Source organism: Arcanobacterium canis (assembly GCF_029625435.1).
GTDB classification, from domain to species: domain Bacteria; phylum Actinomycetota; class Actinomycetes; order Actinomycetales; family Actinomycetaceae; genus Arcanobacterium; species Arcanobacterium canis.
The window spans coordinates 486,362-511,450 of sequence record NZ_CP121208.1 but is presented as its reverse complement, the minus strand read 5'-3'; the positions used below and the strand labels follow the sequence as shown (position 1 = coordinate 511,450).

At 55.1% G+C, this 25,089-nt stretch carries 27 protein-coding genes; 7 read left to right on the top strand and 20 right to left on the bottom strand.

Annotation, left to right across the window (positions count from 1 at the left end):
* Positions 1–30: 30 nt before the first annotated feature.
* Complete coding sequence (locus P7079_RS02335) at positions 31–474, top strand: GNAT family N-acetyltransferase (RefSeq protein ID WP_278013233.1); 444 nt, start codon at positions 31–33, stop codon at positions 472–474.
* Between the two features lie 237 nt (positions 475–711).
* Here the strand turns inward: P7079_RS02335 and P7079_RS02330 are convergent, their stop codons facing one another.
* On the bottom strand, positions 712–1,602 hold the full coding sequence (locus tag P7079_RS02330) for a hypothetical protein (protein WP_278013232.1): 891 nt from the start codon (positions 1,600–1,602) through the stop codon (positions 712–714).
* 84 nt (positions 1,603–1,686) lie between these two features.
* Positions 1,687–2,088, bottom strand: coding sequence for a hypothetical protein (locus P7079_RS02325; protein ID WP_278013231.1), 402 nt, complete (start codon positions 2,086–2,088; stop codon positions 1,687–1,689).
* 12 nt (positions 2,089–2,100) lie between these two features.
* Between P7079_RS02325 and P7079_RS02320 the strand changes: the two genes are divergently transcribed.
* Complete coding sequence (locus P7079_RS02320; RefSeq protein ID WP_278013230.1) at positions 2,101–2,637, top strand: DUF2087 domain-containing protein; 537 nt, start codon at positions 2,101–2,103, stop codon at positions 2,635–2,637.
* 47 nt (positions 2,638–2,684) lie between these two features.
* Here P7079_RS02320 and P7079_RS02315 read toward each other — a convergent pair whose 3' ends face one another.
* Positions 2,685–4,238 (bottom strand): SulP family inorganic anion transporter, encoded by a 1,554-nt coding sequence (locus P7079_RS02315; protein WP_278013229.1) that lies wholly within the window; start codon positions 4,236–4,238, stop codon positions 2,685–2,687.
* Positions 4,235–5,353 (bottom strand): GuaB3 family IMP dehydrogenase-related protein, encoded by a 1,119-nt coding sequence (locus P7079_RS02310; protein WP_278013228.1) that lies wholly within the window; start codon positions 5,351–5,353, stop codon positions 4,235–4,237. Before P7079_RS02310 ends, P7079_RS02315 begins: the two co-directional genes overlap by 4 nt.
* Before the next feature lie 148 nt (positions 5,354–5,501).
* On the opposite strand from P7079_RS02310, the gene P7079_RS02305 reads away from it, so the two are divergent.
* Positions 5,502–6,197: an exonuclease domain-containing protein gene (locus P7079_RS02305; RefSeq protein ID WP_278013227.1), complete on the top strand. Its 696-nt coding sequence runs from the start codon at positions 5,502–5,504 to the stop codon at positions 6,195–6,197.
* On the opposite strand, the gene guaB is transcribed toward P7079_RS02305, so the two are convergent.
* Positions 6,194–7,345 (bottom strand): IMP dehydrogenase, encoded by a 1,152-nt coding sequence (guaB, locus tag P7079_RS02300; protein ID WP_278013226.1) that lies wholly within the window; start codon positions 7,343–7,345, stop codon positions 6,194–6,196. The two genes, P7079_RS02305 and guaB, sit on opposite strands and share 4 nt — an antisense overlap.
* A gap of 338 nt (positions 7,346–7,683) precedes the next feature.
* Between guaB and P7079_RS02295 the strand changes: the two genes are divergently transcribed.
* The gene (locus P7079_RS02295) at positions 7,684–7,902 is read left to right on the top strand and encodes a WhiB family transcriptional regulator (RefSeq protein WP_278013585.1); all 219 of its coding nucleotides are present in this window, start codon (positions 7,684–7,686) and stop codon (positions 7,900–7,902) included.
* A gap of 67 nt (positions 7,903–7,969) precedes the next feature.
* On the opposite strand, the gene groES is transcribed toward P7079_RS02295, so the two are convergent.
* Positions 7,970–8,266, bottom strand: a complete 297-nt coding sequence (gene groES / locus P7079_RS02290; RefSeq protein WP_278013225.1) for a co-chaperone GroES — start codon at positions 8,264–8,266, stop codon at positions 7,970–7,972.
* A 169-nt stretch (positions 8,267–8,435) separates the two neighbouring features.
* Here groES and P7079_RS02285 point away from each other — a divergent pair, with 169 nt between their 5' ends.
* On the top strand, positions 8,436–9,617 hold the full coding sequence (locus P7079_RS02285; protein WP_278013224.1) for a class I SAM-dependent methyltransferase: 1,182 nt from the start codon (positions 8,436–8,438) through the stop codon (positions 9,615–9,617).
* Between the two features lie 39 nt (positions 9,618–9,656).
* Here the strand turns inward: P7079_RS02285 and tsaD are convergent, their stop codons facing one another.
* The 8 genes from tsaD to glmS form a co-directional block, all read right to left on the bottom strand.
* The gene (gene tsaD / locus P7079_RS02280; RefSeq protein WP_278013223.1) at positions 9,657–10,706 is read right to left on the bottom strand and encodes a tRNA (adenosine(37)-N6)-threonylcarbamoyltransferase complex transferase subunit TsaD; all 1,050 of its coding nucleotides are present in this window, start codon (positions 10,704–10,706) and stop codon (positions 9,657–9,659) included.
* 52 nt (positions 10,707–10,758) lie between these two features.
* Positions 10,759–11,238 carry a ribosomal protein S18-alanine N-acetyltransferase gene (gene rimI, locus P7079_RS02275; protein WP_278013222.1) on the bottom strand — a complete coding sequence of 160 codons (480 nt, stop codon included), beginning with the start codon at positions 11,236–11,238 and terminating at the stop codon, positions 10,759–10,761.
* A complete protein-coding gene (gene tsaB, locus P7079_RS02270) occupies positions 11,235–11,927 on the bottom strand; it encodes a tRNA (adenosine(37)-N6)-threonylcarbamoyltransferase complex dimerization subunit type 1 TsaB (protein ID WP_278013221.1) in 693 nt (230 codons plus the stop codon). Before tsaB ends, rimI begins: the two co-directional genes overlap by 4 nt.
* Positions 11,908–12,750 (bottom strand): hypothetical protein, encoded by an 843-nt coding sequence (locus P7079_RS02265; protein ID WP_278013220.1) that lies wholly within the window; start codon positions 12,748–12,750, stop codon positions 11,908–11,910. Before P7079_RS02265 ends, tsaB begins: the two co-directional genes overlap by 20 nt.
* Positions 12,747–13,268, bottom strand: a complete 522-nt coding sequence (gene tsaE / locus P7079_RS02260) for a tRNA (adenosine(37)-N6)-threonylcarbamoyltransferase complex ATPase subunit type 1 TsaE (RefSeq protein WP_278013219.1) — start codon at positions 13,266–13,268, stop codon at positions 12,747–12,749. The genes P7079_RS02265 and tsaE overlap by 4 nt, the downstream gene beginning before the upstream one ends.
* Before the next feature lie 28 nt (positions 13,269–13,296).
* The gene (alr, locus tag P7079_RS02255; RefSeq protein WP_278013218.1) at positions 13,297–14,403 is read right to left on the bottom strand and encodes an alanine racemase; all 1,107 of its coding nucleotides are present in this window, start codon (positions 14,401–14,403) and stop codon (positions 13,297–13,299) included.
* Positions 14,400–15,869 carry a bifunctional ADP-dependent NAD(P)H-hydrate dehydratase/NAD(P)H-hydrate epimerase gene (locus P7079_RS02250; RefSeq protein WP_278013217.1) on the bottom strand — a complete coding sequence of 490 codons (1,470 nt, stop codon included), beginning with the start codon at positions 15,867–15,869 and terminating at the stop codon, positions 14,400–14,402. The genes alr and P7079_RS02250 overlap by 4 nt, the downstream gene beginning before the upstream one ends.
* A 136-nt stretch (positions 15,870–16,005) precedes the next feature.
* Positions 16,006–17,859 (bottom strand): glutamine--fructose-6-phosphate transaminase (isomerizing), encoded by a 1,854-nt coding sequence (gene glmS / locus P7079_RS02245; protein ID WP_278013216.1) that lies wholly within the window; start codon positions 17,857–17,859, stop codon positions 16,006–16,008.
* Between the two features lie 166 nt (positions 17,860–18,025).
* Here glmS and coaA point away from each other — a divergent pair, with 166 nt between their 5' ends.
* Entirely contained in the window at positions 18,026–18,946 is a 921-nt protein-coding gene (coaA, locus tag P7079_RS02240) for a type I pantothenate kinase (protein ID WP_278013215.1), read from the top strand.
* Positions 18,947–19,021: 75 nt separating this feature from the next.
* Here the strand turns inward: coaA and glmM are convergent, their stop codons facing one another.
* The 4 genes from glmM to truA all read right to left on the bottom strand — a co-directional run bounded on the left by glmM (position 19,022) and on the right by truA (position 22,605).
* On the bottom strand, positions 19,022–20,356 hold the full coding sequence (gene glmM, locus P7079_RS02235) for a phosphoglucosamine mutase (protein WP_278013214.1): 1,335 nt from the start codon (positions 20,354–20,356) through the stop codon (positions 19,022–19,024).
* Between the two features lie 169 nt (positions 20,357–20,525).
* A complete protein-coding gene (rpsI, locus tag P7079_RS02230; protein ID WP_278013213.1) occupies positions 20,526–21,011 on the bottom strand; it encodes a 30S ribosomal protein S9 in 486 nt (161 codons plus the stop codon).
* A gap of 37 nt (positions 21,012–21,048) precedes the next feature.
* Positions 21,049–21,492 carry a 50S ribosomal protein L13 gene (gene rplM, locus P7079_RS02225; RefSeq protein ID WP_278013212.1) on the bottom strand — a complete coding sequence of 148 codons (444 nt, stop codon included), beginning with the start codon at positions 21,490–21,492 and terminating at the stop codon, positions 21,049–21,051.
* 207 nt (positions 21,493–21,699) lie between these two features.
* Positions 21,700–22,605 (bottom strand): tRNA pseudouridine(38-40) synthase TruA, encoded by a 906-nt coding sequence (truA, locus tag P7079_RS02220; RefSeq protein WP_278013211.1) that lies wholly within the window; start codon positions 22,603–22,605, stop codon positions 21,700–21,702.
* On the opposite strand from truA, the gene P7079_RS02215 reads away from it, so the two are divergent.
* A complete protein-coding gene (locus tag P7079_RS02215; RefSeq protein ID WP_278013210.1) occupies positions 22,604–23,419 on the top strand; it encodes an ROK family protein in 816 nt (271 codons plus the stop codon). The genes truA and P7079_RS02215 overlap by 2 nt on opposite strands.
* Positions 23,420–23,562: 143 nt before the next feature.
* Here P7079_RS02215 and rplQ read toward each other — a convergent pair whose 3' ends face one another.
* On the bottom strand, positions 23,563–24,054 hold the full coding sequence (gene rplQ, locus P7079_RS02210; protein WP_278013209.1) for a 50S ribosomal protein L17: 492 nt from the start codon (positions 24,052–24,054) through the stop codon (positions 23,563–23,565).
* 33 nt (positions 24,055–24,087) lie between these two features.
* Positions 24,088–25,089, bottom strand: coding sequence for a DNA-directed RNA polymerase subunit alpha (locus tag P7079_RS02205; protein WP_278013208.1), 1,002 nt, complete (start codon positions 25,087–25,089; stop codon positions 24,088–24,090).

The window sequence follows — 25,089 nt, the reverse complement described above, 5'->3', positions numbered from 1 at the left end:
CACGATATTTGTTCTGTGAAAGGAAAATTCATGGCCGTTGAACTCATCACCGATGCCACCCCCGAGCTTGAAAAGGCATTCGCGCGTCTGATCCCTCAGCTCTCGAAGTCCTCAACTCCTCTTGATATGGAAGGTCTGAGCCGCATCCTGTCCTCGGACGCTCTGTCGTTACTCGTTTTCCGCTCTGAAAATGACAACTCAATCGTAGGAATGCTGTCTCTTGTTCTGTTCGAGATTCCCACTGGCGTACGCGCCTGGATTGAGGATGTGGTTGTCGATGAAGCCGCCCGTGGCCAAGGTGCTGGCCGCGCGCTAGTTGACAGCGCTGTTGAGCTGGCGAATAAGCGCGGCGCGAAGTCGATTGATCTTACCTCTCGCCCATCCCGTAAAGCAGCAAATCGGCTCTACCAACGCAGTGGTTTTGAAATGCGCGAAACGAACATCTATCGTTTCAAAGCCCCATCCCTTGATTGATCCTGATTCGCATTTCCCTTCGCATTTACCCAAGGTATAGCGCTCGTATTCTGAACGTGAATGCTTCAATTGCTTGAGGAGGCAACATACTTCTCAGTACATGACGTTCGCAAGCAGATCTTGACAGTGTGGCTCCGAGGGGGCGTCCTATCGCCTTTCTCAGAGCCACACATTTCATTTCCACCAGCCCTCATGCCGTAAATATACCGCGAAGAACTGCACAGAATTTCATAGCTTTCATCTATATGATTCCAGTTCAACAGATATTTTCAGCGGATTAGCAACGCCAGCGAGATGACAAGATTCGATCGCGCCTCGCGTAGCAATTCCGGCGAAAATCGGATTGAAATCCGGTAAATACCCTCGAATGCTTAAACGGCCAACTTGTTGTTTCTTATCATTTTCTGAGCGTGTTATCGTCCACTTATTTGCCCCTACACCAACAAACCCATCTAAAACAGGTTGCTCGGGGCTGATATAGCCAATAAACAATTGAGCTACGCGCTCAAGTTCACGCTCTGTACCCTGCTCGTACAGTGTTTCCACAGCTACTTCCACCGGCGTCTTGCCTTCCACCTGTTGCCTGAGAATCTCCATGCCCGCACCAGGTCTTACATCAGGACAATATGGGATTGGGGAACATGACAAATTCTTCTCAGAGATGTCACCACAAAAACGACTCAACTGTTGACGAAAAAACCGCGCAAATCGAGAAGGTTGATCTTCCCTCAATCTGCGATACCACACTGGTGTCTGGCTTTTCCCCAGTGCAAACGAACCAATTTCCACGAAATAACCTCGCGTGTCGGTAACGCGCAAGTAATCAAAACACACCTGTAAACATTGGTACAACAAAGCGATAGGGATATTCCGATCAGAGCAAATATTTGTTATGACGCACCCCATGATCTCATCAGAAAGGGGATCTAAATCCTCATCTTCGTAGAAGGTATGCCAAAGAGAATAACCTTCGACTTCTTCGTTGAGCCATTCATTGCTCAACTCGTAGAAAAGCTGTTGAACACGATAGCGAAAATTGGCTGCATCTGTTGGCGATAGCGAATCGACACCCGCACCGGTTGCACCAACTACCACAACCTCAACCGTATGAGGACATGCCTTTACCATGGATAACAATCCAGATCAGATGTTACTAACAAATGGCGCCCCTCCACTTTTTCTCCAAAATCTTACTGACTTGTATCCAAAAGTTTAAGTTTGTTGACCATCAACAGTGGCAACTTGACGAGATGAGAACGCCTGCAACATATCTCCAGCATACCTCTCATGAGGATCAGACCTCAGCGAGTTCGCACTCTTCTCAAAAATGGCGACACTAGAAGCGAGGGGTATCGGCTCGCCATCATTTTTTGGAGGGGCAAGATTATCGCGATTCTCACCCGTTTGAGTTCTATGCAATGCCCCCCTTAGAAAGATCTGGAGAGAAATGTCATTAACAAACTCCTGCTTGGCGAATTGAAAATCCGAACAAAGGCTTCTCCTGCACTCTGTACTACATATATTGGTGCTATATTTTTCCTCAGCGAGCATCGCTGTTGGATACGCTACCCAATTCGCCGGTTTCTTCGCTGCATCCCTTATTTCATCCGCCATTATTGTTATTCTGTGGGCAGTACTCACATTCGGCAAGAAAAACGCAACGGAGACTTCACTGTGAACTCAGCTCTTGGGAAAGACCAAACGCAGGCAATCAAACGCGTGCGCATTATCACCTCATCAATCGCAAACCCGAATTTTCGTGCCAAACTTGCTCGTTTACTCATGAGCCACGAAAATTTCACTTCCTTCAGCAATGACAATCTTCCATTTGACTGGGCACACAATGGAATAATCGATACCACGTGCCTGCGAAATACCATCGCAGAACTTGAAAACGTCCTATCTGAAGATCTCATTGCACACGTCAAAAGAATTGATACTCTTCCACAAGACGAGGATCAAATTCTTGTTCTTTCCCGCAAGCTCGTTACTACTGTTTTCACACGCATTCACCCACGCACTAAACTCAGCGAATCAGAATTAAACTGTGCTCTCGCAATGTTTGTTCGAGATGTTGCACGTGTGCGCAGAGCGTGCGTAGATGCAGGAATACTCCAACGCAGTAGGGACGGAAGCACCTACCAGCTCAACACAGAAAAATAGAAAACACCACTATCCAGAACAACTGCCGCAAATCTCAGTTGCGCAACTTAGTCCAAATGCCCTGAGAGTTTGCGTAAACGATCTTGACTTGCCCCGTGCAGCCCCCGAATTTCAACCAGTTTGCCACGATTGCGATACTTGCGCGTCACAGCGTCAAGAGTTGCAACCGTAGAGGCATCCCAGATTTCCGCATCAGATAGATCAATAATGATTGTCTGCGCACGGGTATCAAAATTGAAATGTTTCATCATCGACGTCGCGGAAATCCAAAAAAGTTGACCATGTACTGTGTAAATACGGATCTTGCCATCACCCTCTGGAGCATCTTCAAGCACAGTCTCCACATGAACCATGTGGGTGATTCTCCGCGTGAAACCAATGATTGCCGTCACCACACCCACTCCGACGCCAATAGCCAAGTTTTGCGTCACGATTGCGGAAATCATCGTGGCAAACATAATGATCGATTCGGTCCACGGCATGAATTTAATCGTCGCCGGTCGCATGACGTTCCAGTTCACGGTCTTGATACCAATAACGAGCATCACAGCCGCCAAGGCCGACGTCGGAATGGCGGCAACCACCGGCGCAAGGCCAAGGCTGAGAACAAGAATGAAAACGCCACCCATCAAAGTGGCCAGTCGTGTGCGAGCGCCAACTTCTCGGACAGAGATTAGCGTTTGCCCCATCATCCCGCAACCAGCCATTCCTCCGAACAGCCCCGACGCCACATTCGCAATTCCCAAGCCGATTGTCTCGTGAGTTTTATTCGACTCGTTGTCTACAACGTCGTCAGCAAGTTTCGCTGTCATGAGTGAAGTGATGATCCCGATGAACGCAACCGCGAGCGAGTACGGCGCAATAATGCGCAACGTTTCGAGGTTATAGGGCACATCTGGCAGTCCCGGGAGCGGGATCGCTCCCCCGATCGGCCCCATCTGGCCCACGTTGGGCACGTGCCAGCCTGCGAGCACTGCGATCAACGTCAAAAGCGCCACAGTCACAAGTGGTCCTGGCAAAGCACGAGTAATTTTTGGCCAGAGAAACATCACGGCGATACCGATCGCCGCCAACGTCCACACCTGCCAATTGCCTTGTGTGAACACTTTGGCTTGCGTCCACATGAGCATCAACCCGAGGGCGTTGGTGAAACCGAGCATCACCGAACGACCGATGAGCTTTTCGAGATTCGCTATTCCAACCAGACCCAATACCGCTTGTATCAGACCGCCGAGCAAAACTGTGGCCATCATGTACTCGGCGCCGTAATGCAGTCCGATCGGAGCGGTAACGATTGCCACCGCGGATGTCACACCTGTGAGTACAGCCGGACGCCCTCCAACGAACGCCATCGTTATACACATGACAACCGAGGCATATAAACCTGATGTTGGCGATACCCCTGCGATGATTGCGAAAGCGATTGCCTCCGGAATCATCGCGAGAGATACGGTGAGTCCGGCGATCACTTCCTTTCGAAGGCGCGTCGGGGTAGCAAAAGCGTATCTTAACGACCCAAACACCGACGTCGGTGCATATAGCCCCTCGTTGATCTCCCTGCGCGCGAGTATTCTTTCGCCGTGATCGCCGAAAACTTTCATCTGTTTGCACCTACCGATACTGACACTCGCTGGAATTCCTTCACGTCTGAGTAGCCTGTCATTGCCATGGCACGTTTGAGAGCTCCGATCAGGTTAGTGCGTCCAGATGCATCCGACGCAGGCCCGTTGATCACCGTCTCCAGGCTCCCTGCTCGCTCAACTTCTACGCGCTCCCCACGCGGAAGCGTCGAATGACGCGCCTCCGCGCCCCAATGGAAACCGCGTCCGGGAGCTTCTTCAGCGCGTGCAAGTGCCGTGCCGAGCATCACGCCGTCGGCGCCACACGCAATTGCTTTGACAAGATCGCCTGATGTCGAAATTTGGCCGTCTGCAATTACGTGTACGTAACGGCCACCGGTTTCGTCCATATATTCACGTCTGGCGGCAGCAACTTCCGCGACGGTGGTTGCCATCGGAACGGCGACGCCGACGGTGCGGCGGTTCGCCGACGTGGCACCCCCGCCGAACCCTGCCAAGACACCAGCGGCTCCAGTACGCATCAAGTGAAGAGCCGCTGTGTATGACGCAACCCCACCAACAATCACCGGAACATCGAGATCATAAATGAAGCGCTTGAGGTTAAGAGGCTCAGCATTTGATGAGACATGCTCAGCGGAGACGGTCGTGCCACGGATGACGAAGAGGTCAACCCCGGCGTCGGCGACAAGATCCCAATACTGGGATGTTCGCTGCGGCGAGAGTGCGCCAGCAACGGTGGCTCCCGCTTCGCGTATCTCACGAAGACGCTGAATGATCAGTTCAGGTTTAATTGGCTCCGAATACACACGCTGGAGGACTGCTGTTGCCTCATCCTCACTGGCAGTGGCGATCTGCTCAAACTGATCGGTGGGATCGTCATAGCGAGTCCACAAACCTTCGAGATCGAGAACACCAATGCCGCCGAGTCGGGAAAGCTCGATGGCTGTTTGCACGGAAGTCACTGAATCCATCGGTGCGCCCAGGATAGGAACTTCAAGGTAATTAGCATCAAGTTGCCACGTCACAGAAACGTCTGCCGCGTCACGCGTTCGACGTGAGGGAACAACGGCGATGTCATCGAAGGAATAACCCGCAGTGGCGCGTTTGCCACGCCCAATCTCAATTTCGTTTGCCACATACCAAGCCTAGCGCCTTCCTTGATGTGGCATCCAAAGTGTTCACGAAAAAGTGTCGTAGGCTGTTTCTAGGATTGAATGAGGACAACACAGTTCCGCCGAAGGAAAACAAGCGATCCCCGCAGTGGGAAGAAAAAGGGGCAGAAAAATGTGGACGAATAACCCAATTATTGGATTTGACACAGAAACAACCGGTGTCGATCCACTGAACTCTCGCCTCGTGACGGCATCGGTAGTTCTGGTGGAAGAAAGCCGAACAACACGCCACTATTGGCTGGCAGATCCCGGAGTAGAGATTCCTCCCCAAGCACAGCGCGTGCATGGAATCTCCACACAGAAAGCCCAGGAAGAAGGGCGCCCTATCGCACAAGTTCTCGATGAAATTGCCGACATACTGTGTAACCATATGCAACAAGGATTCGTGGTAGTCGCGTTTAACGCTTCCTACGATCTGACTCTCATGGAGTGCGAGTTAGAACGTCACGGACTCGACACGATGGCGAAGCGGCTCGGGCGTGAAATCGGCCCGATCATTGACCCGTACATGGTGGACAAAAGCTGTGATCGCTTCCGAAAAGGAAAGCGTCGGCTAGAGAATTTGGCACAGCACTACGCTGTTGACCAAGATGATGCGTTCCATAATGCGGAAGCTGATGTATTGGCGACGCTGCGCGTGCTGGGAGCGATCTGTCGAAAGTATCCCCACGTGGCACACATGGATCTTCGCGAGCTGGCGCAGCTACAGGAAGAGACCTACAACGAGCAGCGTGACTTCTTTGACCGGCTTGACCGCGAGAAGGGAAATCCGGTCCCTCCCCGCGGTTGGCCAGTTGTACGACCTTAATAGTTTGGAGCTTTAACGGTGATCTGCACGTCATGCGGATGGGATTCACGCAGGCCGGCAGGGGTGATTCGAACAAAACGTCCGCGACGAGCAAGCTCATCAATAGAACGAGCACCCGTGTAGAACATCGTCTGATGGAGACCACCCGTAAGCTGGTAGAGAACTTGTTCGACTGGTCCCTTCGATTGGACTTGACCTTCAATTCCCTCCGGCACGATCTTCTCGTCGCTCTTGACATCGGCTTGGAAGTAACGGTCCTTGGAATAGGAGACTCGTCCGCGAGAACTCATTGCACCCAGGGACCCCATGCCACGGTAGCTCTTAAAGCTCACACCGTTGATCTGGTACGTTTCACCCGGTGTTTCATCGGTTCCCGACAGCAGACCGCCGAGCATGACGGTTGAAGCGCCGGCGACGATAGCCTTGCCAATATCACCAGAGTGAGTCAAACCGCCGTCGGCGATCAATGGGATACCGGCAGGTTTCGCAGCCAAAGATGCGAGGTAGACGGCAGTCACCTGCGGCACGCCAATACCTGCAACGATACGAGTGGTGCAGATCGAACCTGGGCCAACTCCAACTTTAACGCCGTCAGCTCCTGCATCGATAAGCGCTTGAGCACCTTCAGTTGTCGCAATATTGCCACCAACGACATCGACACCGTCGAATTCCTCAGATGACTTGATCTTCGAGATCATTTCGAGTGCAAGCGCTGCTTCACCATTGGCAGTATCAACGAACAGCACATCAACGCCGGCCCGAGCAAGTGCGAGTGCGCGATCCCATGCATCGCCCCAGTAGCCAATTGCCGCACCTACACGAAGGCGTCCTTGCGTATCAAGCGTCGCTTGCGAAACATCCACGGCGTCAGTTGAGGCAGCTTTCACCGTGGCAACATGCTGCGCTTGATCCTCAATCGACAGATTACGGTGGATAACGCCCAGACCACCCAGGCTTGCCATTGCGATTGCCATACGTGATTCAGTCACGGTATCCATCGCTGCCGAAAGGATCGGCATCTTTAACGTGATATTTTTTGTCAGCGGGCTGGATGTATCCACCTCCGACGGGATCACATCCGTCGCGTTCGGGAGGAGGAGCACATCATCATAGGTCAGGCCAACCAGGCCGAAAGGATCGTTGTTCATGTCCCTAGTGTAGTGCGCACATTTCGACATTGTTGTGGGCCACGGCTCACCATATCGCATAGCACTACGCAAGCTGATCAAATATATCAATCTTCTTCAAGAAAATGACGCTTTTTCATATCACACAACAGCTAGCAAAAATGAGAGTGAAGATCAACACTGTTTCTCTACGCATTTGCCAGTTACACTAGTTGAGGTTTCGCCACAGGCGATCAGCCTAACGTGGAACCTATGCACATGGATTTAAAGGACGTGAAATTTTGGTAGCTCGCATCAAAGATGTTGACGGTGCCCTCGTGGATTTTTGGGACTGGCAGCTTCTCGGCGCTTGCAACTCGATGGATCCGGAATTCTTCTTCCACCCCGAAGGCGAACGCGGTGGCCCGCGTCGTCGTCGCATCGAGCGCGCAAAGCGTATTTGCCAGGCCTGCCCTGTGATTGAACAGTGCCGCGAATATGCCCTCTCCCACAATGAACCATATGGTGTTTGGGGTGGCATGTCGGAAGAAGAGCGTAACCGGGTTCTTGCCCGCCGTCGCCACGCGCCGACTGCCTGATAAACGCATAGAAGAAAGAAGTGGAGGACCACCTTGGGTGATCCTCCACTTCTTATACAGAGTGCGATCAGCGCTCGACTACTGCCAGAACGTCACGCTGGGAGAGAATGATGAACTCATCGTCACCGTACTTAACCTCGGTGCCACCGAACTTCGAGTAAATGACCTTGTCGCCCACCTTGACGTCCATAGCAACACGGTTGCCATTGTCATCAATACGACCCGGACCAACTGCCAGTACTTCGCCTTCCTGCGGCTTTTCCTTCGCAGTATCGGGAAGAACCAGGCCGGAGGCTGTGGTCTGCTCAGCAGAAACCTGACGGATGACGATACGATCGTCAAGCGGCTTAATGGAAACCGACATTCGGATTTCTCCTTTGACTTGTCAAATTTTTGGTGGAACGGAGCGCCGTCGCGGGGGTCACCTCGTTCCCAGAACACTTCCTAGATTAGGCCGATTTTGGCACTCGGTCAATGCGAGTGCCAACTCATCGCCAGGTGCGAACGCACGAACGCATGGCAAGATAGAGAATGTGATTTCTTCCCTCCTGTCCCCACAAGGCATCGCCCTCCTTGAAGCCATTGGCGACTACGATACCGCCAATGTTTTTTCCCTGACTCAGCGTCTACGCAGCGAGGGGTACGCTCCTGAGCTTGTCTCAGCAGCACTGACTCAAGCGCGTTTGCGCGCTGCGGCCACAGCAAAGTTTGGGCCGTTTGCCCAGTCGATGCTGTTCACTCCCGACGGGCTAGAGCAATCCACCAGGTTACGGGTATCGGCCCACCACGCCAAGCGTTTCCGCGACGTCGGCATGAGGAGCGTTTTAGACGTCGGTTGTGGTATCGGCGGCGACTCGCTCGCATTTTCTGGGCTGGGAATGGATGTCATCGCCATTGATATTTCCCCCGACGCCGCTGCGGCAGCAGCTTTTAACCTCGCGCCGTTCCCCAACGCGAAAGTCTATCGTGCCGACGCCTTCTCGCTTAATCTTTGCTCGTTTAACACCAATGCTGTCTGGCTCGATCCCGCACGGCGGGCGAATGGAAAGCGGCTGACCCGTCCTGACCATTGGATGCCACCACTGAGCACAGCAATCTCGATCGCACGGATGTTTCGGGCTGCAGGTATTAAAGTCGCCCCAGGGATCAATTATCAACACCTCCCCCAAAATTCGCGAGTGACATGGATTTCCGACGGCGGAGAACTGGTGGAAGCAGTGATCTGGCTGGGTGAATTGGCAGAGCAACCCGGGCGTGAAGCGCTCGTCCTCTCAGATGGCGTGCAGATATGGGATCCTCACATCGGCGACCCAACCCACGAGGCTCCGATGGCACCGCCACAAGAACTCGGAGAATATCTATACGAACCCGATCCGGCGATTATTCGATCCGGATCGGTAGCCTCGCTTGCTGACCACCTCGGGTTGGCTCCGGTGTCCCATGCGATTGCTTACCTGACTGGTGGCAAGGTCAGCTCAGGATTCTTATCGCGTTTTCGGGTGCTCGATGTACTCCCCTTCGATATCAAAGCAATTCGCCAAGCCTTGACTCAGCGAGATATTGGCCGCGTCGAAATCAAAAAACGGGGCACTGACGTCGTCCCTGAAACCTTACGAAAGAAGCTGAAACTCGACGTGAAGCGTCCCGGTTCTGCCACGATCATTCTCTGCCCGCTGTTGGGTAAGCATCGGGCAATTGTGGCCGAACGAGTCTAAGTAATTGAGGGGCGTGCTTGGCACGCCCCTCAATTACTCTCATCGTACGACGATAACGTCTCGCGACAATCCGGTATCGACGGTGATGCCTAAATCGCTTGGTTCCACACCAGCCATCGCTAACGAGTATCCGAGTGCAGCGATCATGGCGCCGTTATCAGTACAGTAACGAATGGGAGGAATTCGTACCGTTACTCCATGCTGAGCAGCGCGCTCCTGAGCCATCGATCGCAAGCGCGAGTTTGCTGAGAAACCCCCACCAATGACCAGCGTGTCGCAACCGAAATCTTCGCAGGCCTGAAATGCCTTCGCCGTGAGAACATCGGCGACAGCCTCTTGAAAACCTGCCGAGATATTTTCGCGCTGAAGTTCTTCTCCACGCGCAAGTGTGCCCTCGATATGTCGAGCGACAGCAGTCTTCAAACCCGAGAAAGAGTAGTCATAAGGGTGATTCACCTTATCTTTACCTTTTGACAGTCCCCGTGGGAAACGAATGGCTGTCGGGTCACCCGCCTGAGCCAATTTATCGACGTGCGGACCGCCCGGATACGGTGTGCCGAGCAGACGGCCGACCTTGTCAAACGCCTCACCTGCAGCATCGTCAAGTGTGCCACCGAGTTCCTTGACATCGGTTGCAATGTCATTGACGAGCATCAGATGCGAGTGACCGCCTGACACGGCAAGTCCGACGAACTTATCTGGAAACGCACCGTGAACCAGTTGATCGACGGCGATGTGCCCGATGATGTGGTTAACACCGTACAACGGCTTCCCGAGCGAAAGCGCAAGAGCCTTCGCAGCCGAAACGCCCACCGTGAGCGAGCCGACCAGACCTGGGCCAGCAGTCACAGCGATAGCATCGACATCATCAAGAACCACACCCGCCTTCTCGAGTGCCGCGTTGAGTGTCGGCACAAACGACTGCAGGTGCGCACGTGAAGCGATCTCCGGAATGATGCCACCAAAACGCGCAAATTCATCCATCGACGTGGCCGTCACATCCGCAAGAAGTTCCCCACCACGAACCAGTGCAACACCGGTTTCATCGCAGGAAGATTCAATTCCTAAAACTAGTTTTTCCACACTCATATCCTACCGCGCCCGTGCCATGCTCTTTTCCCACACCACGCACGCTCACCTTTCACTGCTTCTTTGTGTCGTCTCCCGACGCCGGCGCCTCAAGTTTCATAATGAGGGCATCGTCATCGGAGTAATAGTTCTTTCGCCGGCCCACCACCGTGAAACCAGCTCGTTCATAGAGTCGTTGCGCCGTCATTCCACGCGAACGCACTTCGAGGAAGATTGCTTCACTGCCATCAGACCACGCTGCATCGATGAGATTTTCGAGGAGCTGTCGTCCAAGACCTTGACCACGTGCCTGAGGAGCAACAGCGATCGTCAAGATTTCGGCATCGGGGCCGAACCCCACACCGCCTACCGCTACGACATCGCCTGCGGGTTGTCCGAGCTCAGGTTCGCTCTCAGCAAGGAGGTAGAGCTGGCCCGGCGCTTCGACCGCTTGTTGCCACACGGGCAATGGCCACGCATCAGATCCGAAGATAGCGCGATCAAACCGTGCAAGACGCGCAGCATCACCAGCGCGAACCGGGCGAAAACTCACTGGTACGGGTTACCCTCAGCCTGTGGTTGGGCATGTGCCCCACCGTGAACGTCAGGGCGGCGCAAATACTGTGGCTCTGTCCCCAAATCCAGTTCCTCACCGGCTTCGACACGCGACTTTCGCGAGGCGGCCAGACGTGCCATCACTGCCGGATCTGCGAAAACAATGATGCGTTCGCCAAGTTCAGACTCGAACAATTCCTGTGAAGGAGAGGCAAGCACTGCCGGTTCCTGTGCCAGTTCTTGAGCGAGAACGGCAGGCTTGAGGACGCGTGCCGGAGTAATGACGGCGACGTCGTCCGCCCCCATAGGGCGCGCGCGCAACGCGTAGACTTCCTTGCGGCGGGCGTCAATGATGCTGACAATTTCCTGGGCACCGGCGTCGGCAGCTGCAAGTGCCAAAACTTCCAGCGACGAGACCCCTTCAAGGGGGACTCCCCATCCACGTGACAGAGCACGAGCCGTCATCAAGCCAGCACGCAAGCCGGTGAATGCGGCTGGGCCGGTACCGGCGACGATGAGGTCTGGGCGATCGACACCGGCCTCTGCCAACACCTTGGCAACAAACGGAGCGAGATGCTCAGCATGGTGACGTGAATCTGTTTCATGAATTGCGCAAAGAACGTCGAAATTCTCTCCCACCAGGCCGATAGAAATACCGGCAGAGGTATCAATCGTCAGAATTGTCATTATTTTCCTTTTCCGAATTCTCATTTGTACGTGGCAGCTGATAGACAGCTACCTTCGGGGCTGCATCTTTGAACGACGGCTTATCGTGAGCAGTCTCAGGCTCGGGAGGCGGCACTGCCTGCGGCAATTTTTCGAGCTTTTCACGGTGGTTGAGATCCCAGCGTAACCACAGCAGAGAAAAGACCACCAGGAGGCCGACGGCCCACCCCACAGTAATCATCGCAAGAAGTGAATGGCCGTCTTTGGACTCGTCGGTTGGAATACCTGAGGTCGAGTGCTGCCTTTTTTCTCCTGCAAGAGCACCACGATTAGCAAGAAAATCCTTGAGCGGGATCTCACCGAGCACGAGTTCAGCACCTGCCTTCGATGCCGGGGAAATCTCCTGATCGCCCAGAGCAAACCAGGCGTCGAGCTCCGAGTCCGCCACCAAACGCGTCTGCGGACTTCCCGCAGCACTGCCCAAACGAACATCTGCGCTGACTGTAATCGCCTTGGGACGACGATCATCGAAATTCGCTTCGATTGCACCAACCACTGCACCGTTCTTCGACACCGGCGCAACCCAGTTATTTGTCTGCACCACTTGTGCGTTCGAACCCGATCCAGAGAAGCGGAAAGAACGCTTCGGAGAGCCCACCGTGATAATTGTTGGACTATCCGCGGCGACCCCAAATACAGTCGGTGCTTGACGCTCAGATTCGCGTAGTCCGTCGTTTTCAAACCAACGCGCGATATCAGCAGCAGGTGGAACATCGAGGACGAAGGTCGGCCCTCCCCCTGGGAATAATCCCAGGAGCACCAACACATACGCCACGATTCTCATCGGCGTTCCAGGGCCTGAACTCGCTTGTCAGCAAGCACCGCATCAGCAAGTTGTGCAGAGCGGATGCCATGAGTGATGAAGGTCAGTGTTCGAGGAGCATCTTCGTACAAGTCTTCAACTTCTTCACCTGCGTCGGACCCCTCAGGACGCATAATCTGAATTTCGAGGCGATCCTCTGCCAACATCTCAACCTTGCCACTACCCCACTCAACGACAGTAAGGGACTCTTCAAGCGAGGTATCCAGATCGAGCGCGTCGATCTCCTCAATTGAATTGAGCCGGTAAGCATCAACGTGAACTAAATCAATACGACCATGATGAATCTGTGCGATGACAAATGTTGGGCTGGCAATTGCGCCGTCAATTCCAAGACCGCGCGCGATACCCTGTGTCATCGTCGTTTTGCCAGCGCCGAGTGGCCCGTTGAGCATCACAAGATCGCCAGCCTGAGCTGCTTGTCCAATTGCATATCCAACCGCCTGAATATCGGCGGCGAGGGGAACCAGTAGAGAAACCATCTCTCTCCTTTCGCGCATTTATTCTACGTTAGAGCTCGGGGATACGTGCCACCCGCGGCCCAATCCTGGTGACTATCTCATATCCAATCGAGCCTGCAGCGCGCCCCCACTCATCAGCGGTTGGTGTCTGCGGGGCTCCAAAGAGCACCGCAGTTTGACCTGCTTCTACACCCGGCGCGTCAACCATGAACTGATCCATACACACCGTGCCCATGATTTTCGCCCGCTGACCGTTCACTGAAACGTAGGCGTTGCGCGACGCCGACCGAGGAATGCCATCCCCATAGCCCAAGGGGACAACTGCCAGGTGAGTTGGGTGCGTGGTCACTTCAGTGTGACCGTAGGAGATACCCGTGTGCTCGGGAACGTCACGTACAGCCATAATATCCGCTTCGAGGCGCATCACTGGTTCAAGTCCCAGGTCAAACGCACTGGCTCGCTCAATATTCGGTGAGAGTCCATAGAGGATGATCCCCGTGCGAGCCATGTCGTAGCGTGATTGGGGGAACCACAGTGCGCCACCTGAAGCAGCCAAGTGGCACATCTGTGGAACAAGCCCGTGACGTGAAAAAACGGATCGCGCCGCTTCGAATGCTTCAATCTGCGACAGTGTTGGCCTTGGATCAGTACTGTCAGCATTTGCCAGGTGACTCCACAGCCCGACGATGTCGATTACACCTTCTGCTTCGTATGCAAGCAACCGACGCGCAATCGCGTCAACCTCGCGCGGGCACACACCTCCGCGCGCCATTCCTGTATCAACTTCAATATGTACTCGGGCTGGTATTCCTGCCTGGCGGGCTGCGTCAACAAGCTCCGTCAGTGCCCATGAACTGCCGACACTGATATCGATTCTGTTCTCGATTGCGCTGCGCAGGTTCGCTCCAGGAGAATAAATCCACGTAAAGACGCGGGGCGCTGGGCCGATGAGGTGGCGCAGATGCATCGCCTCCTCAAGTTGTGCAGCACCGAACCATTCCACTCCCGCCCCGAGAGCCCAGCGAGAAATCAATTCAATTCCGTGCCCATATGCATTGGCTTTCACAATCGCCATTGCCGGCCCAAAACTCTGCGCGACGTCAAGGTTGTGTAGGAACGCGCTCTTCGAGATATACGCGCGCGAAGGGTAGCTCATGATTCTCCATTCAAAATCTCATCAATAACGTCACTCATTGCGTCGGCAATCTCATGAGCACGGATGGGGTGTCCAATTCGTCCCTCAGCACGTGAGGCGCGCAGCGCTGCACGAGCATGAATGTGCGATGCCGCTGCTGCAGCCAGAGCCGCGTTTTCACGACGTGGCGAGGCGAGTTCTGCAAGAAGACCTCCCACAACGCCAGCGTACGTGTCTCCCGCTCCGGCAACGGCACGCCATCCCGGGGCACCGCCCTGAGCGTAGGCCGTGCCTGTGGGTGGCACAATCACATCGACATATCCTTTGGCGACGACGATTGCACCGGTCTTTTCTGCCGCGAGACGCGCGGCTTCCATGGGCTGAGTTTCAACGTCACGTCGGCTCATTGGCTCACCAAGTTGTCCAAGCAGTGACGACAACTCTCCAGCATGTGGGGTCAAGATCGTGACGTCCGGTAAGTCTTCTTCAGCCGCGAGCGCAATGGCACCTGCATCGAGCACCACCGGAAGGCAATCGGCCCGAGCACTGCGAAGAATCTGACGTGCATCGTCAAATGTATCAAGCCCCGAGCCGATCACCCAGGCCTGCACACGCCCGGTTTCTGTGACGATTTCAGGGAAGTGGGACGTGACATTGACAGAACCAACGTAGCGAACCATCCCCGGCCCCACGGCAAGCGCCCCTGCAATTCCGAGTAAGGCTGCCCCTGGGTATCGATCAGATCCGGTGAGCATCCCCAGCACACCGCGAGTGTACTTGTGGTCATGATTACCTGGGATCATCCACAGGTCGGCAACGTCGGCGTCGGATAGAGAGCACACGTAAGGGTGACGAGGAAGATACGGTTCGATTCCGAGAGGAACATCAACAATTGTTCCGCAGTAAGACGACGCCGGTGGCACTACATGCGCAGGTTTTCTCACGCCCATCGCAACAGTGATATCGGCACGCAGGACTGGGCCTGGCACAGTTCCTTTGGAAACGCCGACTCCACTAGGAACATCAACTGCCACTACACGAGGCTCGTCAGGGCTGATCGCGCGTTCATGGTTAAGCACATCAATCCAGGTAGAGATGGGCGAACGTGCAGCGCCGGTCGCACCGATCCCTAATAGACCATCGATCCACGTTCCGCCCCAGGTGGCCAGATCGCGCAGACGCGCGCAGTCGCTGGCAGAATCTCCGATTTCTTCGGCTCGCGCCCCATTGGCAATTGCAGCAGCCAGACCTTCCCGATGAGCACCAGCACAATGAACGATTCTCACCTGAGCTCCGCGTCGAGCAAGCGCGGCACCCGCAAACAGAGCGTCACCTCCGTTGTTTCCACGTCCGGCGAGGACAAGTATTGTTGAGCCACTCACCCGCGCACCGCGTCGGTGGAGATCAGCTACCACCGCTTGCGCGCAGGCGAACGAGGCCAGCGCCATCAGCGGCTTACCGGCGTCGAGAAGAGGCTTTTCCGCCACGACAACATCATTAGGTAGATACGATCTGTCCATATCTCAAGCCTAACCCTCGGGTATGACAAAAATGAGAGCACACTACATTTGTGAACGACAAAGCGCCGGCATCGTTTAAGACGCCGGCGCTTTGGTGACTTTTCTATTCCACGGTGACTGACTTTGCCAGGTTACGGGGCTTGTCAACGTCGTATCCCTTTGCCGTCGCAAGCGCGCCAGCGAAGATCTGCAACGGGACAACCGTCACCAACGGCATCATCAGCGTCGGAGTAGAACACGGAACGCGAATGACAAATTCTGAAATGTCATCCACTGCACTATCTCCTTCCTCCGCAATCGCGACGACGCGAGCACCACGAGCGCGAACCTCAGCAATGTTGGAGATCACCTTCGAATGCAGAAGCGGCCGGCGCGGAGTCGGCACAATGAAGAACACTGGCAACCCCTCCTCAACCAAAGCAATCGGCCCATGCTTGAGCTCGCCGGCTGCGAAACCTTCAGCGTGAATATACGCAAGTTCCTTGAGCTTCAGAGCGCCTTCGAGTGCAATCGGGAAACCGACGTGACGCCCCAGGAAGAGAACCGAGTCAGCGTCCTGCATCTTGTTTGCCAGGCCCTTGATTTTATCTTCCTGCTCCAGCACTGCTTCGATGCGTTCAGGCATCAGTGCCAGCTCATCGAGGTACGTTGCCACTTCGTCAGGGAATTTATTTCCACGTAGTTGGGCGAGGTAGAGGCCGAGCAGATACGTTGCCGTAATCTGCGCAGTGAACGCCTTCGTGGACGCAACAGCAACTTCTGGCCCGGCGTGAGTGTACAAAACGGCGTCTGATTCTCGGGCGATGGTTGAACCGTAAGTATTGACAATAGCCAATACGCGCGAGCCCTGTTCACGCGCGTGGCGGATCGCCATCAGCGTGTCCATAGTCTCCCCCGACTGCGAGATTGCGACAACCAGTGTTCGAGGCGTAAGGATAGGGTCGCGGTAGCGGAACTCGTGGGCAAGCTCGACTTCGACGCCGATGCGGCACCAGTGCTCGATTGCATATTTGGCGACGTGCCCCGCGTAAGCTGCGGTTCCACACGCCACAACGATGATTTTGTCAACGCTTCGCAGTTCTTCCTCAGTAATGCGAAGTTCATCCAACGTCAGCGCGCCATCCACCATGCGTCCGCGCAACGTCTCAGCCACAGCAGTGGGTTGTTCATGGATTTCCTTTTCCATGTAGGTGTCGTAGCCCTCATGCATCGCCATTTCAGCGTTCCATTCGACTTCGTATGTCTTCCCCTGAACCAGATTTCCATCAAAATCACGGATTTCGACGTTGTCGGCGTGCAAGGTGACGATGCGATCTTGATCGACTTCCATCGCCGTCGTCGTCGAACCGACGAACGCCGCAACGTCCGAGCCGACGAAGTTCTCTCCATCCCCCAGCCCGATCACAAGCGGAGAATTACGGCGCGCGCCTACCACGACGTCGGGGTATTCAGCACTCACGGCAACCGTGGCAAACGAGCCTTCCAAGCGCAACGCCACGCGACGCATTGCTTCGGTGATGTCGGCACCGTCGGCAAGCTGTCCAGCCAAGAGATGGGCGATGACCTCCGAGTCTGTATCGGAGGCGAAAGTGATGCCGTCCGATTCCAATTCACCACGAAGCGATCGGTAGTTTTCGATAATTCCGTTGTGGACGATGGCAACTTTGCCGTCAGCAGACGCATGTGGGTGCGAGTTACGATCGCTCGGCACGCCGTGCGTGGCCCAGCGGGTATGGCCGATGGCGGCCTTCCCTTCTCCTAAGGGCAGTTCCTCAAGCGAGTGACGCAGGTTGTCCACACGCCCTTGCCTTTTGCGTAAATTGACGCCACCGCCTGCAGCAATAGCAACGCCGGCCGAATCGTAGCCGCGATACTCCAGACGCGATAGACCTTCAAGAACAACATCGAGTGGGCGGGCCGAAACAGCCTGGCCAATATATCCAACGATTCCACACATGCCACAAAATATACGTTGAATGAGTCAAAAGTTCTGCGACACACGACGCATCGATTGTTTCCGGTGGTGGGGTGTCACGAATTCCGTGCCATCAACGTGGCAAATGTAACGCGCATTCACACGCTTCCACCAGCCTCAGACACAGAAAACATGTCACACTTATGTCATGCCATACGTGACTTTTGACCACGATCAATGGGCCGACCTTGCCTCCTCCACTGCCCTTCCGCTGACAGATCGAGATCTCACTCGGCTCTCATCCCTTGGAGATCCCATCTCGTTGACCGAGGCAGATGCGATTTACCGTCCGCTGGCTGCAATTATCCAGATGTACGCACAAGCTCAAGGCGCACTCTTTTCACGAGCAAAAGAATTCCTCGGTTTTTCGCAGGCCCGCACGCCATTTATTGTAGGAATCGCGGGGTCAGTTTCTGTCGGAAAATCAACCTCTGCGCGTCTCCTGCGCGAATTGCTCTCACGTTGGCCTGGTACACCAAACGTTGCTTTAGTACCCACCGATGGGTTCCTCATGCCCAACGCACAACTCGAAGCCTGCGGACTCATGGGACGCAAAGGTTTCCCCGAGTCTTATATTCCTGGTGCGCTGACGCGCTTCCTTGACACGATCAAATCCGGGCGCGACGCCGAAGTGCCGGTGTACGATCACATTTCCTACGACATCGTGCCTGGGGAAACGATCACGGTATCTCAACCAGATATTTTGATTGTCGAGGGGCTGACGCTCCTCCAGCCAGCAAAATTGGATGCCACCGGCCAATATGCCGGGGTCTATGACTACTTCGATTTCACCATTTACCTCGATGCCCCAGAAACAAGCCTTGAGCAGTGGTACGTGGATCGATTCTTAAAACTGCGCACCACAGCATTTTCTGATCCGCGTTCATATTTCACCACCTACGCTGGTCTCTCTGATGAGCAGGCGATCTCCACTGCGCGCGATATCTGGCGTGCCATTAACCTGCCTAATCTGCGCGAAAACATCGCTCCCACGCGGCCACGTGCCACAGTCATTCTGACAAAGGGCGAAAACCACCGTATCGAGAAGGTTCATCTCAAGCGCATCTAGTGCTGGCGAGACAACACGCGCCGACGTCGAAGGTTTGCCCTACCGACGTCGGCGCGTTGATGTCGCTTCAGTGTGCTACAAAGCCAACTTCTCTTCCACAACAGCCGCCAGACGCTTGGCAACATCATCAGCTTGCTTCTGTGTCGCAGCCTCAACCATCACGCGAACGAGGGGTTCAGTTCCTGACGCACGCAGCAGCACGCGGCCTGTTTCTCCGAGTTCCTTCTCAGCTTGCGCAACTTCGTCAGCAATCTTGTCGGTTGCGGTCTTGTCCACGCCACGCACGTTGATCAGGGTTTGTGGCAAGCGCTTAACGAAGCCGACGAGTTCAGATAGCTTCGGTGCACCCTTGCGGGCAACGATGGACGACACGAGAATCGCTGTGAGCGTTCCGTCGCCAGTAGTTGCGTGCTCAAGATCAATGACATGGCCTGATTGTTCGCCCCCGAGCACATGGCCTTTGGCTAACATTTCTTCGAGAACATAACGATCGCCGACGCCGGTAATCGCGACGTTGATACCCTTTTCTTTCATTGCCAAACGTAGGCCGAGGTTACTCATGACCGTGATCACGAGGGTGTCGTTTGCAAGCTTACCCTGTTCATGTAAGTCAACAGCAAGCAGCCCCATGATCTGATCTCCATCGACCATATTGCCGTCTTCATCAACAGCAAGGCAACGATCTGCGTCGCCGTCGAATGCAAATCCCATATCCGCTCCCGAGGCCACAACCATCGCTTGGAGAGCCTTGGGGTGGGTTGAGCCAGCATTGAGATTGATGTTACGGCCATCAGGCTCAGCGTTGATCACCACAACGTCGGCGCCGAGTTCGCGGAACACCGTCGGCGCGACTTCGGAGGCGGCACCATTGGCGCAGTCCAACGCGATACGCAGACCGTTGAGTGGTGCGCCACACGAGACGAGATGGTCCATGTAAGCACGATCGGTGACCACAGCGTTTTCCGTCACACGTCCCACGCCTTCACCGGTTGGACGTTCCCATTCTTGGCCCAGAACAGCTTCAATTTCATCTTCGACTGAATCATCAAGTTTGAAACCATTGGACGAAATGAACTTAATGCCGTTATCCGGCATGGCATTATGCGACGCCGAAATCACCACGCCGAGATCATAGCCCTTTTCTGCCGTCAGGTAAGCGATACCCGGAGTCGGAATTTCACGGGCGTGTTCCACGTCGATACCGGCCGCTGCAAGGCCAGCGCCGAGAGCGTGCGAGAGCATTGGAGAGGACTGACGCGTGTCACGGCCAATAATCGCCTTCGGGCGTCGCCCTTCAACGCCTTTCGCCAGGACACGGCCACCAGCCTCTCCTAGCTTCACCGCTAGGTCAACGGTGATGTCCTTATTCGCCAGGCCACGAACGCCGTCTGTACCGAACATGCGAGCCATAACGCCTCCTTCATTAAGATTTTGTAACTCTGCCATTATTCCACTTCGATGTCACTAGCGTCGCCAGGCAAGCCGGGAGAGCCGGGAGAGTCGGGATCATACTCAACCACAGAAAGAAAAAGCATCCCCGCCTCGGCGGGGATGCTTTTTGAAAAGTAATCGATATCGATCAGCGCTTCGAGAACTGCGAAGCCTTGCGGGCCTTCTTCAAACCAGCCTTCTTACGCTCGACTGCACGAGCGTCGCGAGTGAGGAAGCCAGCCTTCTTCAGTGCTGGACGATTCGACTCACGATCGATCTCATTGAGCGCGCGGGAGATACCCATGCGCAAAGCTCCTGCTTGACCGGACGTGCCACCGCCGTTGATACGGGCGATCACGTCAAAACGGCCTTCGATGTCGAGAAGAACGAACGGTGAATGCACGAGCTGCTGGTGCAGCTTGTTCGGGAAGTACTCCTCAAGTGTGCGACCGTTGATCTTCCATTCGCCAGTGCCCGGCACGAGGCGGACACGAGCAATCGCTTCCTTACGGCGACCCAGGCCTGCGCCCGGAGCCGTCAGCGAAGCACCCTGACCCGTGTGCTCAGTTTCGCTCACGGTAGTGTACGAGGTTGGGGTCTCCTCGAACTCTTCAGTTGCAGTGGTTTCAGCCACAGCTTCTCCTTAAAATCTTGCGGGCAGCGCCCGGGCCTTACTGAACGACCTGCTTGAGCTCGTAGGCCTCCGGCTGCTGAGCAGCGTGCGGATGTTCCGCACCGCGGTAAACCTTGAGCTTGGTCAGCTGCTGACGTCCGAGGGTGGTCTTCGGGACCATGCCCGCGACAGCCTTCATGACAGCCTTCTCCGGATTCTCCTCCAGGAGTTCGGCGTAGGACGTAGCCTTCAAACCACCCGGGAAACCAGAGTGGTGGTAAGCCTTCTTCTGTTCGAGCTTTGCACCCGTGAGCGCCACCTTCTCGGCGTTGATCACGATGACGAAATCGCCGGTGTCAGCGTTCGGAGCGAAGTTGGGCTTGTGCTTCCCACGGAGCAGGTTGGCAACTTGAGCTGCCAGACGGCCAAGGACGATATCGGTGGCGTCGATGACGTACCACTTCTTCTCAACGTCCCCGGGCTTCGGTGTATAAGTGCGCACTTGCGTAGCCTTCGTTTCTGTTAATCGTGGGCTTCACGCTTCAAAAATGGCTTATTTTAAAGCGGTTTGCCCCTGGTCAAAGTTAACGGTGGGAACCTCTCGCGCGACGAGTGGGAATAAGCATCGACGCATGAGTTTCCACAGCATTTACCCACTCTAGTCGGTTCAGGTTACTCCGTCAAAGGAAAGATGGGGCTGTGAGCGGCTTCATTCCCCACAATTGTCAACGTTTTGCGATGTTGACCCACGGAACCTACGCGCCAATGTGGCCTGCGTTCCATATTCGCTTTCGCACGGATATCCAATCTCTTCAAGAGTGAGAGGGTGAGGAGGCGCAACAATCACCTCACCATCACGAGAAGCAGCCTTGAGCCGTTCGAGCGGCCACTCTTCTGAACGCGCCTGACGGCCGACCTCGATCATTGTCCCCATGAGTGTGCGCACCTGTGAATGGCAGAACGCATCGGCACGTGCATATCCAAGCAGAAGAGAATCTGTGCGCTCAAAACGCAATTCATGAAGTGTACGCACGGTTGATGCACCTTCCCGCGGACGGCAAAATGACAAGAAGTCGTGTTCACCGAGAATGGTTTGAGCAGCCCGATTCATAGCATCGATGTCCAGTTCCTCTGGCAGCCACAGCACGTCACGACGTTTAGGATCCCAGGCTCGCGGCCCCTCAGCCATACGATAGGTATACGCTCGCCACAGAGCAGAAAAACGAGCATCGAATGTCGCGGGTACTTCCTGCGCACTTGTCACGACGACGTCGGTGTAACCAGGAATCCCCGCTTCCCTCGCTCCCGCCGCAGTGACAGCATTGAGCCGACGTACGAGTGACTGTGCTGGAGAAAATGTGGAGCGACCGGGCAACGTCTGCCACGTGGATGACGATACATCGAAATGCGCTACCTGACCACTGGCGTGTACACCAGCGTCGGTACGCCCTGCAACGGTCAACGTGATTGGCTCTCTCAAGATGCGCTCAAGGGCCTCCTCAAGGACACCTTGCACCGTGCGCAGCTGAGGTTGGCGAGCCCAACCGTGAAAAGCCGCACCGTCATAAGCACAATCGATGCGAATTCTTGTTGTGTGCGATACCGTCGAATCCATGACAGAAGTTTCCCACGAACTGACGTTGACCGTCGACTGCGGCGGCGGCGGAATCAAATCAGCTTTACTCAATAGCGGAGGTTTTCAAATCGGTGATTCTCTGCGGACGCCGGTGCCCTATCCTTTTTCCCCTGACGACCTCATTGAGATTATCGCCGATCATGCGCGCACACATGGAACATTTACCCGAATCACAGTGGGCCTGCCGGGAATGATCCGACACGGAGTCGTCGTCTATACCCCGCACTATATCCGGCGCTCCGGCCCGCACACCCGGCCGCTTCCGCAGCTCGAACAGATGTGGAATGGCCTCGATTTACAAACAGCGCTTGAAGTACGCTTTAACGTCCCTGTCCTCGTACTCAACGACGCCGAAGTCGCCGCAGCGGGCGTTGTCCGCGGCCACGGCCTCGAACTTGTCATGACACTTGGCACTGGGCTCGGGACAGCATTTCTCGATAACGGACGCCTAGCTCCACATCTCGAAATCTCTCATGCTCCGATGAAGTGGGGCCTAACTTACGATGATGTTGTGGGCGAGGCAGAACGCCTGCGTCTGGGTGATTCCGCGTGGTCGCGACGAGTCTTGAAAGCTATCGACTCACTCATGCCGGTATTTCGTTGGGACCAGCTATATATCGGCGGAGGGAATGCTGCACGGATTACCGATTCAGTCCGATCACGCCTGACGCCAGCAATTTTTGTGCCCAACATGGCTGGGACGTCGGGAGGTGTTCGCGCATGGTCAATGGCAACCCCTCATCCCACAACTGTGCTCAGCAGTGATACTGACGAAAAGCCAACCCGCTCATAATTTTGGCTATCTGTGCTCATCGTGAACAGTGAGAGTAAGGGTGTGGGCCGGAAGGATTTCCTTCCGGCCCACACCCTTACTTCAGATCACTCAGCGGACTTCAGATCACTCAGCGGACTTCAGATCACTCAGCGGACTTCAGATCACTCAGCGGACTCGGCTGTTGCCGAGGACTGTGAGGAAGCTGACGACTCTGAGGAGGCGGACTCTGCTGCCTCAGTAGAAGCGGCAGGCGTTGCGTCCTGAGCAGCCTTCTTCTTCGACGGCTTCGGCGAAACCTTCTCGGTAACGAGTGAAATCTCAGCCATCGGCGCGTTGTCGCCCTTGCGGTTGGCAAGCTTCACGATACGGGTGTAGCCACCGTTGCGGCCTTCGAACTTCGGAGCAAGCTCTTCGAAGAGGATGTAGGCAACTTCGCGGTCACCGAGGGTGCGCAGCGCGAGACGACGGTTGTGGGTATCGCCCTTCTTCGCCTTCGTGATGAGCTTCTCGATGTGCGGACGCACGCGACGAGCGCGGGTCTCGGTGGTCACAACAGACTCGTTAGTGATGAGCGCCTTGCAGAGGTTAGCAATGATCTTGCGCTCGTTCGCCGGGGATCCTCCCAGGCGTGGACCCTTTGCGGGCTTCGGCATGATGTTCTCCTATTAAAAGTATTTCTCGCGGGCTCAGGCCTGCGAATCGTCGCTGAACATGGCGTAATTGTCATCACCGAAACCAGCATTGAAGCCGGCCGGAGAATCCTTCAGGTGGAGGTCGAGCTTCGCAAGCTCATCCTTAACGTCCTCGATCGACTTCGCACCGAAGTTACGAATATCGAGCAAGTCGGCCTCCGAACGCTGAACAAGTTCGCCAATCGTGTGGATTCCCTCGCGCTGTAGGCAGTTCTGTGAGCGCGCTGGGAGGTTGAGAATCGTGATCGGGCGGGCAAGGTCAGACGACTGCATCTCAACAACTGGAGCTTCCTTCAGTTCCAGTCCTTCAACTTCCTCATTCAGCTCGGTGGTCAGACCGAACAACTCAACGAGGGTCTTACCAGCAGACGCAAATGCGTCGCGCGGAAGCATCGAAGCCTTCGTCTCAACATCAACGATGAGCTTATCGAAGTCGGTGCGCTGACCAACTCGAGTTGCTTCAACCTTGTAGGAAACCTTGACCACGGGCGAGTAGATCGAATCAACCGGGATACGTCCGATCTCGTCATCCGGGGACTTATTCAGCGAAGCAGATACGTAGCCGCGGCCACGCTCCACCGTGAGGTCCACTTCAAGCTTGCCCTTCTCATTGAGCGTGGCAAGCACGAGATCCGGATTGTGGATCTCCACACCTGCTGGCGGAGTGATATCGGAGGCAAGAACTTGACCCGGGCCTGCCTTGCGCAGGTACATCTGAACAGGCTCGTCGTTTTCTGAAGTCACGACCAGATCCTTGATGTTCAGAATGATCTCAGCAACGTCTTCCTTGACGCCCTCGATGGTTGAGAACTCGTGAAGTACACCGTCGATATGGACGGAGGTCACAGCAGCTCCCGGGATCGAGGACAGAAGGGTACGACGGAGCGAATTGCCAAGCGTATATCCGAAGCCCGGCTCAAGCGGCTCAAGAGTGAAGCGAGAGCGGGTCTCGGACAGCTGCTCCTCACGCAGCACTGGACGCTGTTCAATGATCAC

Bases quoted from the DNA above. Each gene is read 5' to 3' on its own strand.
- P7079_RS02325 (WP_278013231.1), bottom strand. From the start codon at position 2,088: ATGGCGGATGAAATAAGGGATGCAGCGAAGAAACCGGCGAATTGGGTA.
- P7079_RS02315 (WP_278013229.1), bottom strand. From the start codon at position 4,238: ATGAAAGTTTTCGGCGATCACGGCGAAAGAATACTCGCGCGCAGGGAG.
- rplQ (WP_278013209.1), bottom strand. From the start codon at position 24,054: ATGCCGAAGCCCGCAAAGGGTCCACGCCTGGGAGGATCCCCGGCGAAC.
- P7079_RS02265 (WP_278013220.1), bottom strand. From the start codon at position 12,750: ATGAGAATCGTGGCGTATGTGTTGGTGCTCCTGGGATTATTCCCAGGG.
- tsaB (WP_278013221.1), bottom strand. From the start codon at position 11,927: ATGACAATTCTGACGATTGATACCTCTGCCGGTATTTCTATCGGCCTG.
- truA (WP_278013211.1), bottom strand. From the start codon at position 22,605: ATGGATTCGACGGTATCGCACACAACAAGAATTCGCATCGATTGTGCT.
- P7079_RS02335 (WP_278013233.1), top strand. From the start codon at position 31: ATGGCCGTTGAACTCATCACCGATGCCACCCCCGAGCTTGAAAAGGCA.
- P7079_RS02215 (WP_278013210.1), top strand. From the start codon at position 22,604: ATGACAGAAGTTTCCCACGAACTGACGTTGACCGTCGACTGCGGCGGC.
- P7079_RS02305 (WP_278013227.1), top strand. From the start codon at position 5,502: ATGTGGACGAATAACCCAATTATTGGATTTGACACAGAAACAACCGGT.
- coaA (WP_278013215.1), top strand. From the start codon at position 18,026: ATGCCATACGTGACTTTTGACCACGATCAATGGGCCGACCTTGCCTCC.
- groES (WP_278013225.1), bottom strand. From the start codon at position 8,266: ATGTCGGTTTCCATTAAGCCGCTTGACGATCGTATCGTCATCCGTCAG.
- glmM (WP_278013214.1), bottom strand. From the start codon at position 20,356: ATGGCTCGCATGTTCGGTACAGACGGCGTTCGTGGCCTGGCGAATAAG.
- P7079_RS02295 (WP_278013585.1), top strand. From the start codon at position 7,684: ATGGATCCGGAATTCTTCTTCCACCCCGAAGGCGAACGCGGTGGCCCG.
- tsaE (WP_278013219.1), bottom strand. From the start codon at position 13,268: ATGGTTTCTCTACTGGTTCCCCTCGCCGCCGATATTCAGGCGGTTGGA.
- tsaD (WP_278013223.1), bottom strand. From the start codon at position 10,706: ATGAGTGTGGAAAAACTAGTTTTAGGAATTGAATCTTCCTGCGATGAA.
- guaB (WP_278013226.1), bottom strand. From the start codon at position 7,345: ATGAACAACGATCCTTTCGGCCTGGTTGGCCTGACCTATGATGATGTG.
- glmS (WP_278013216.1), bottom strand. From the start codon at position 17,859: ATGTGTGGAATCGTTGGATATATTGGCCAGGCTGTTTCGGCCCGCCCA.
- alr (WP_278013218.1), bottom strand. From the start codon at position 14,403: ATGAGCTACCCTTCGCGCGCGTATATCTCGAAGAGCGCGTTCCTACAC.
- P7079_RS02330 (WP_278013232.1), bottom strand. From the start codon at position 1,602: ATGGTAAAGGCATGTCCTCATACGGTTGAGGTTGTGGTAGTTGGTGCA.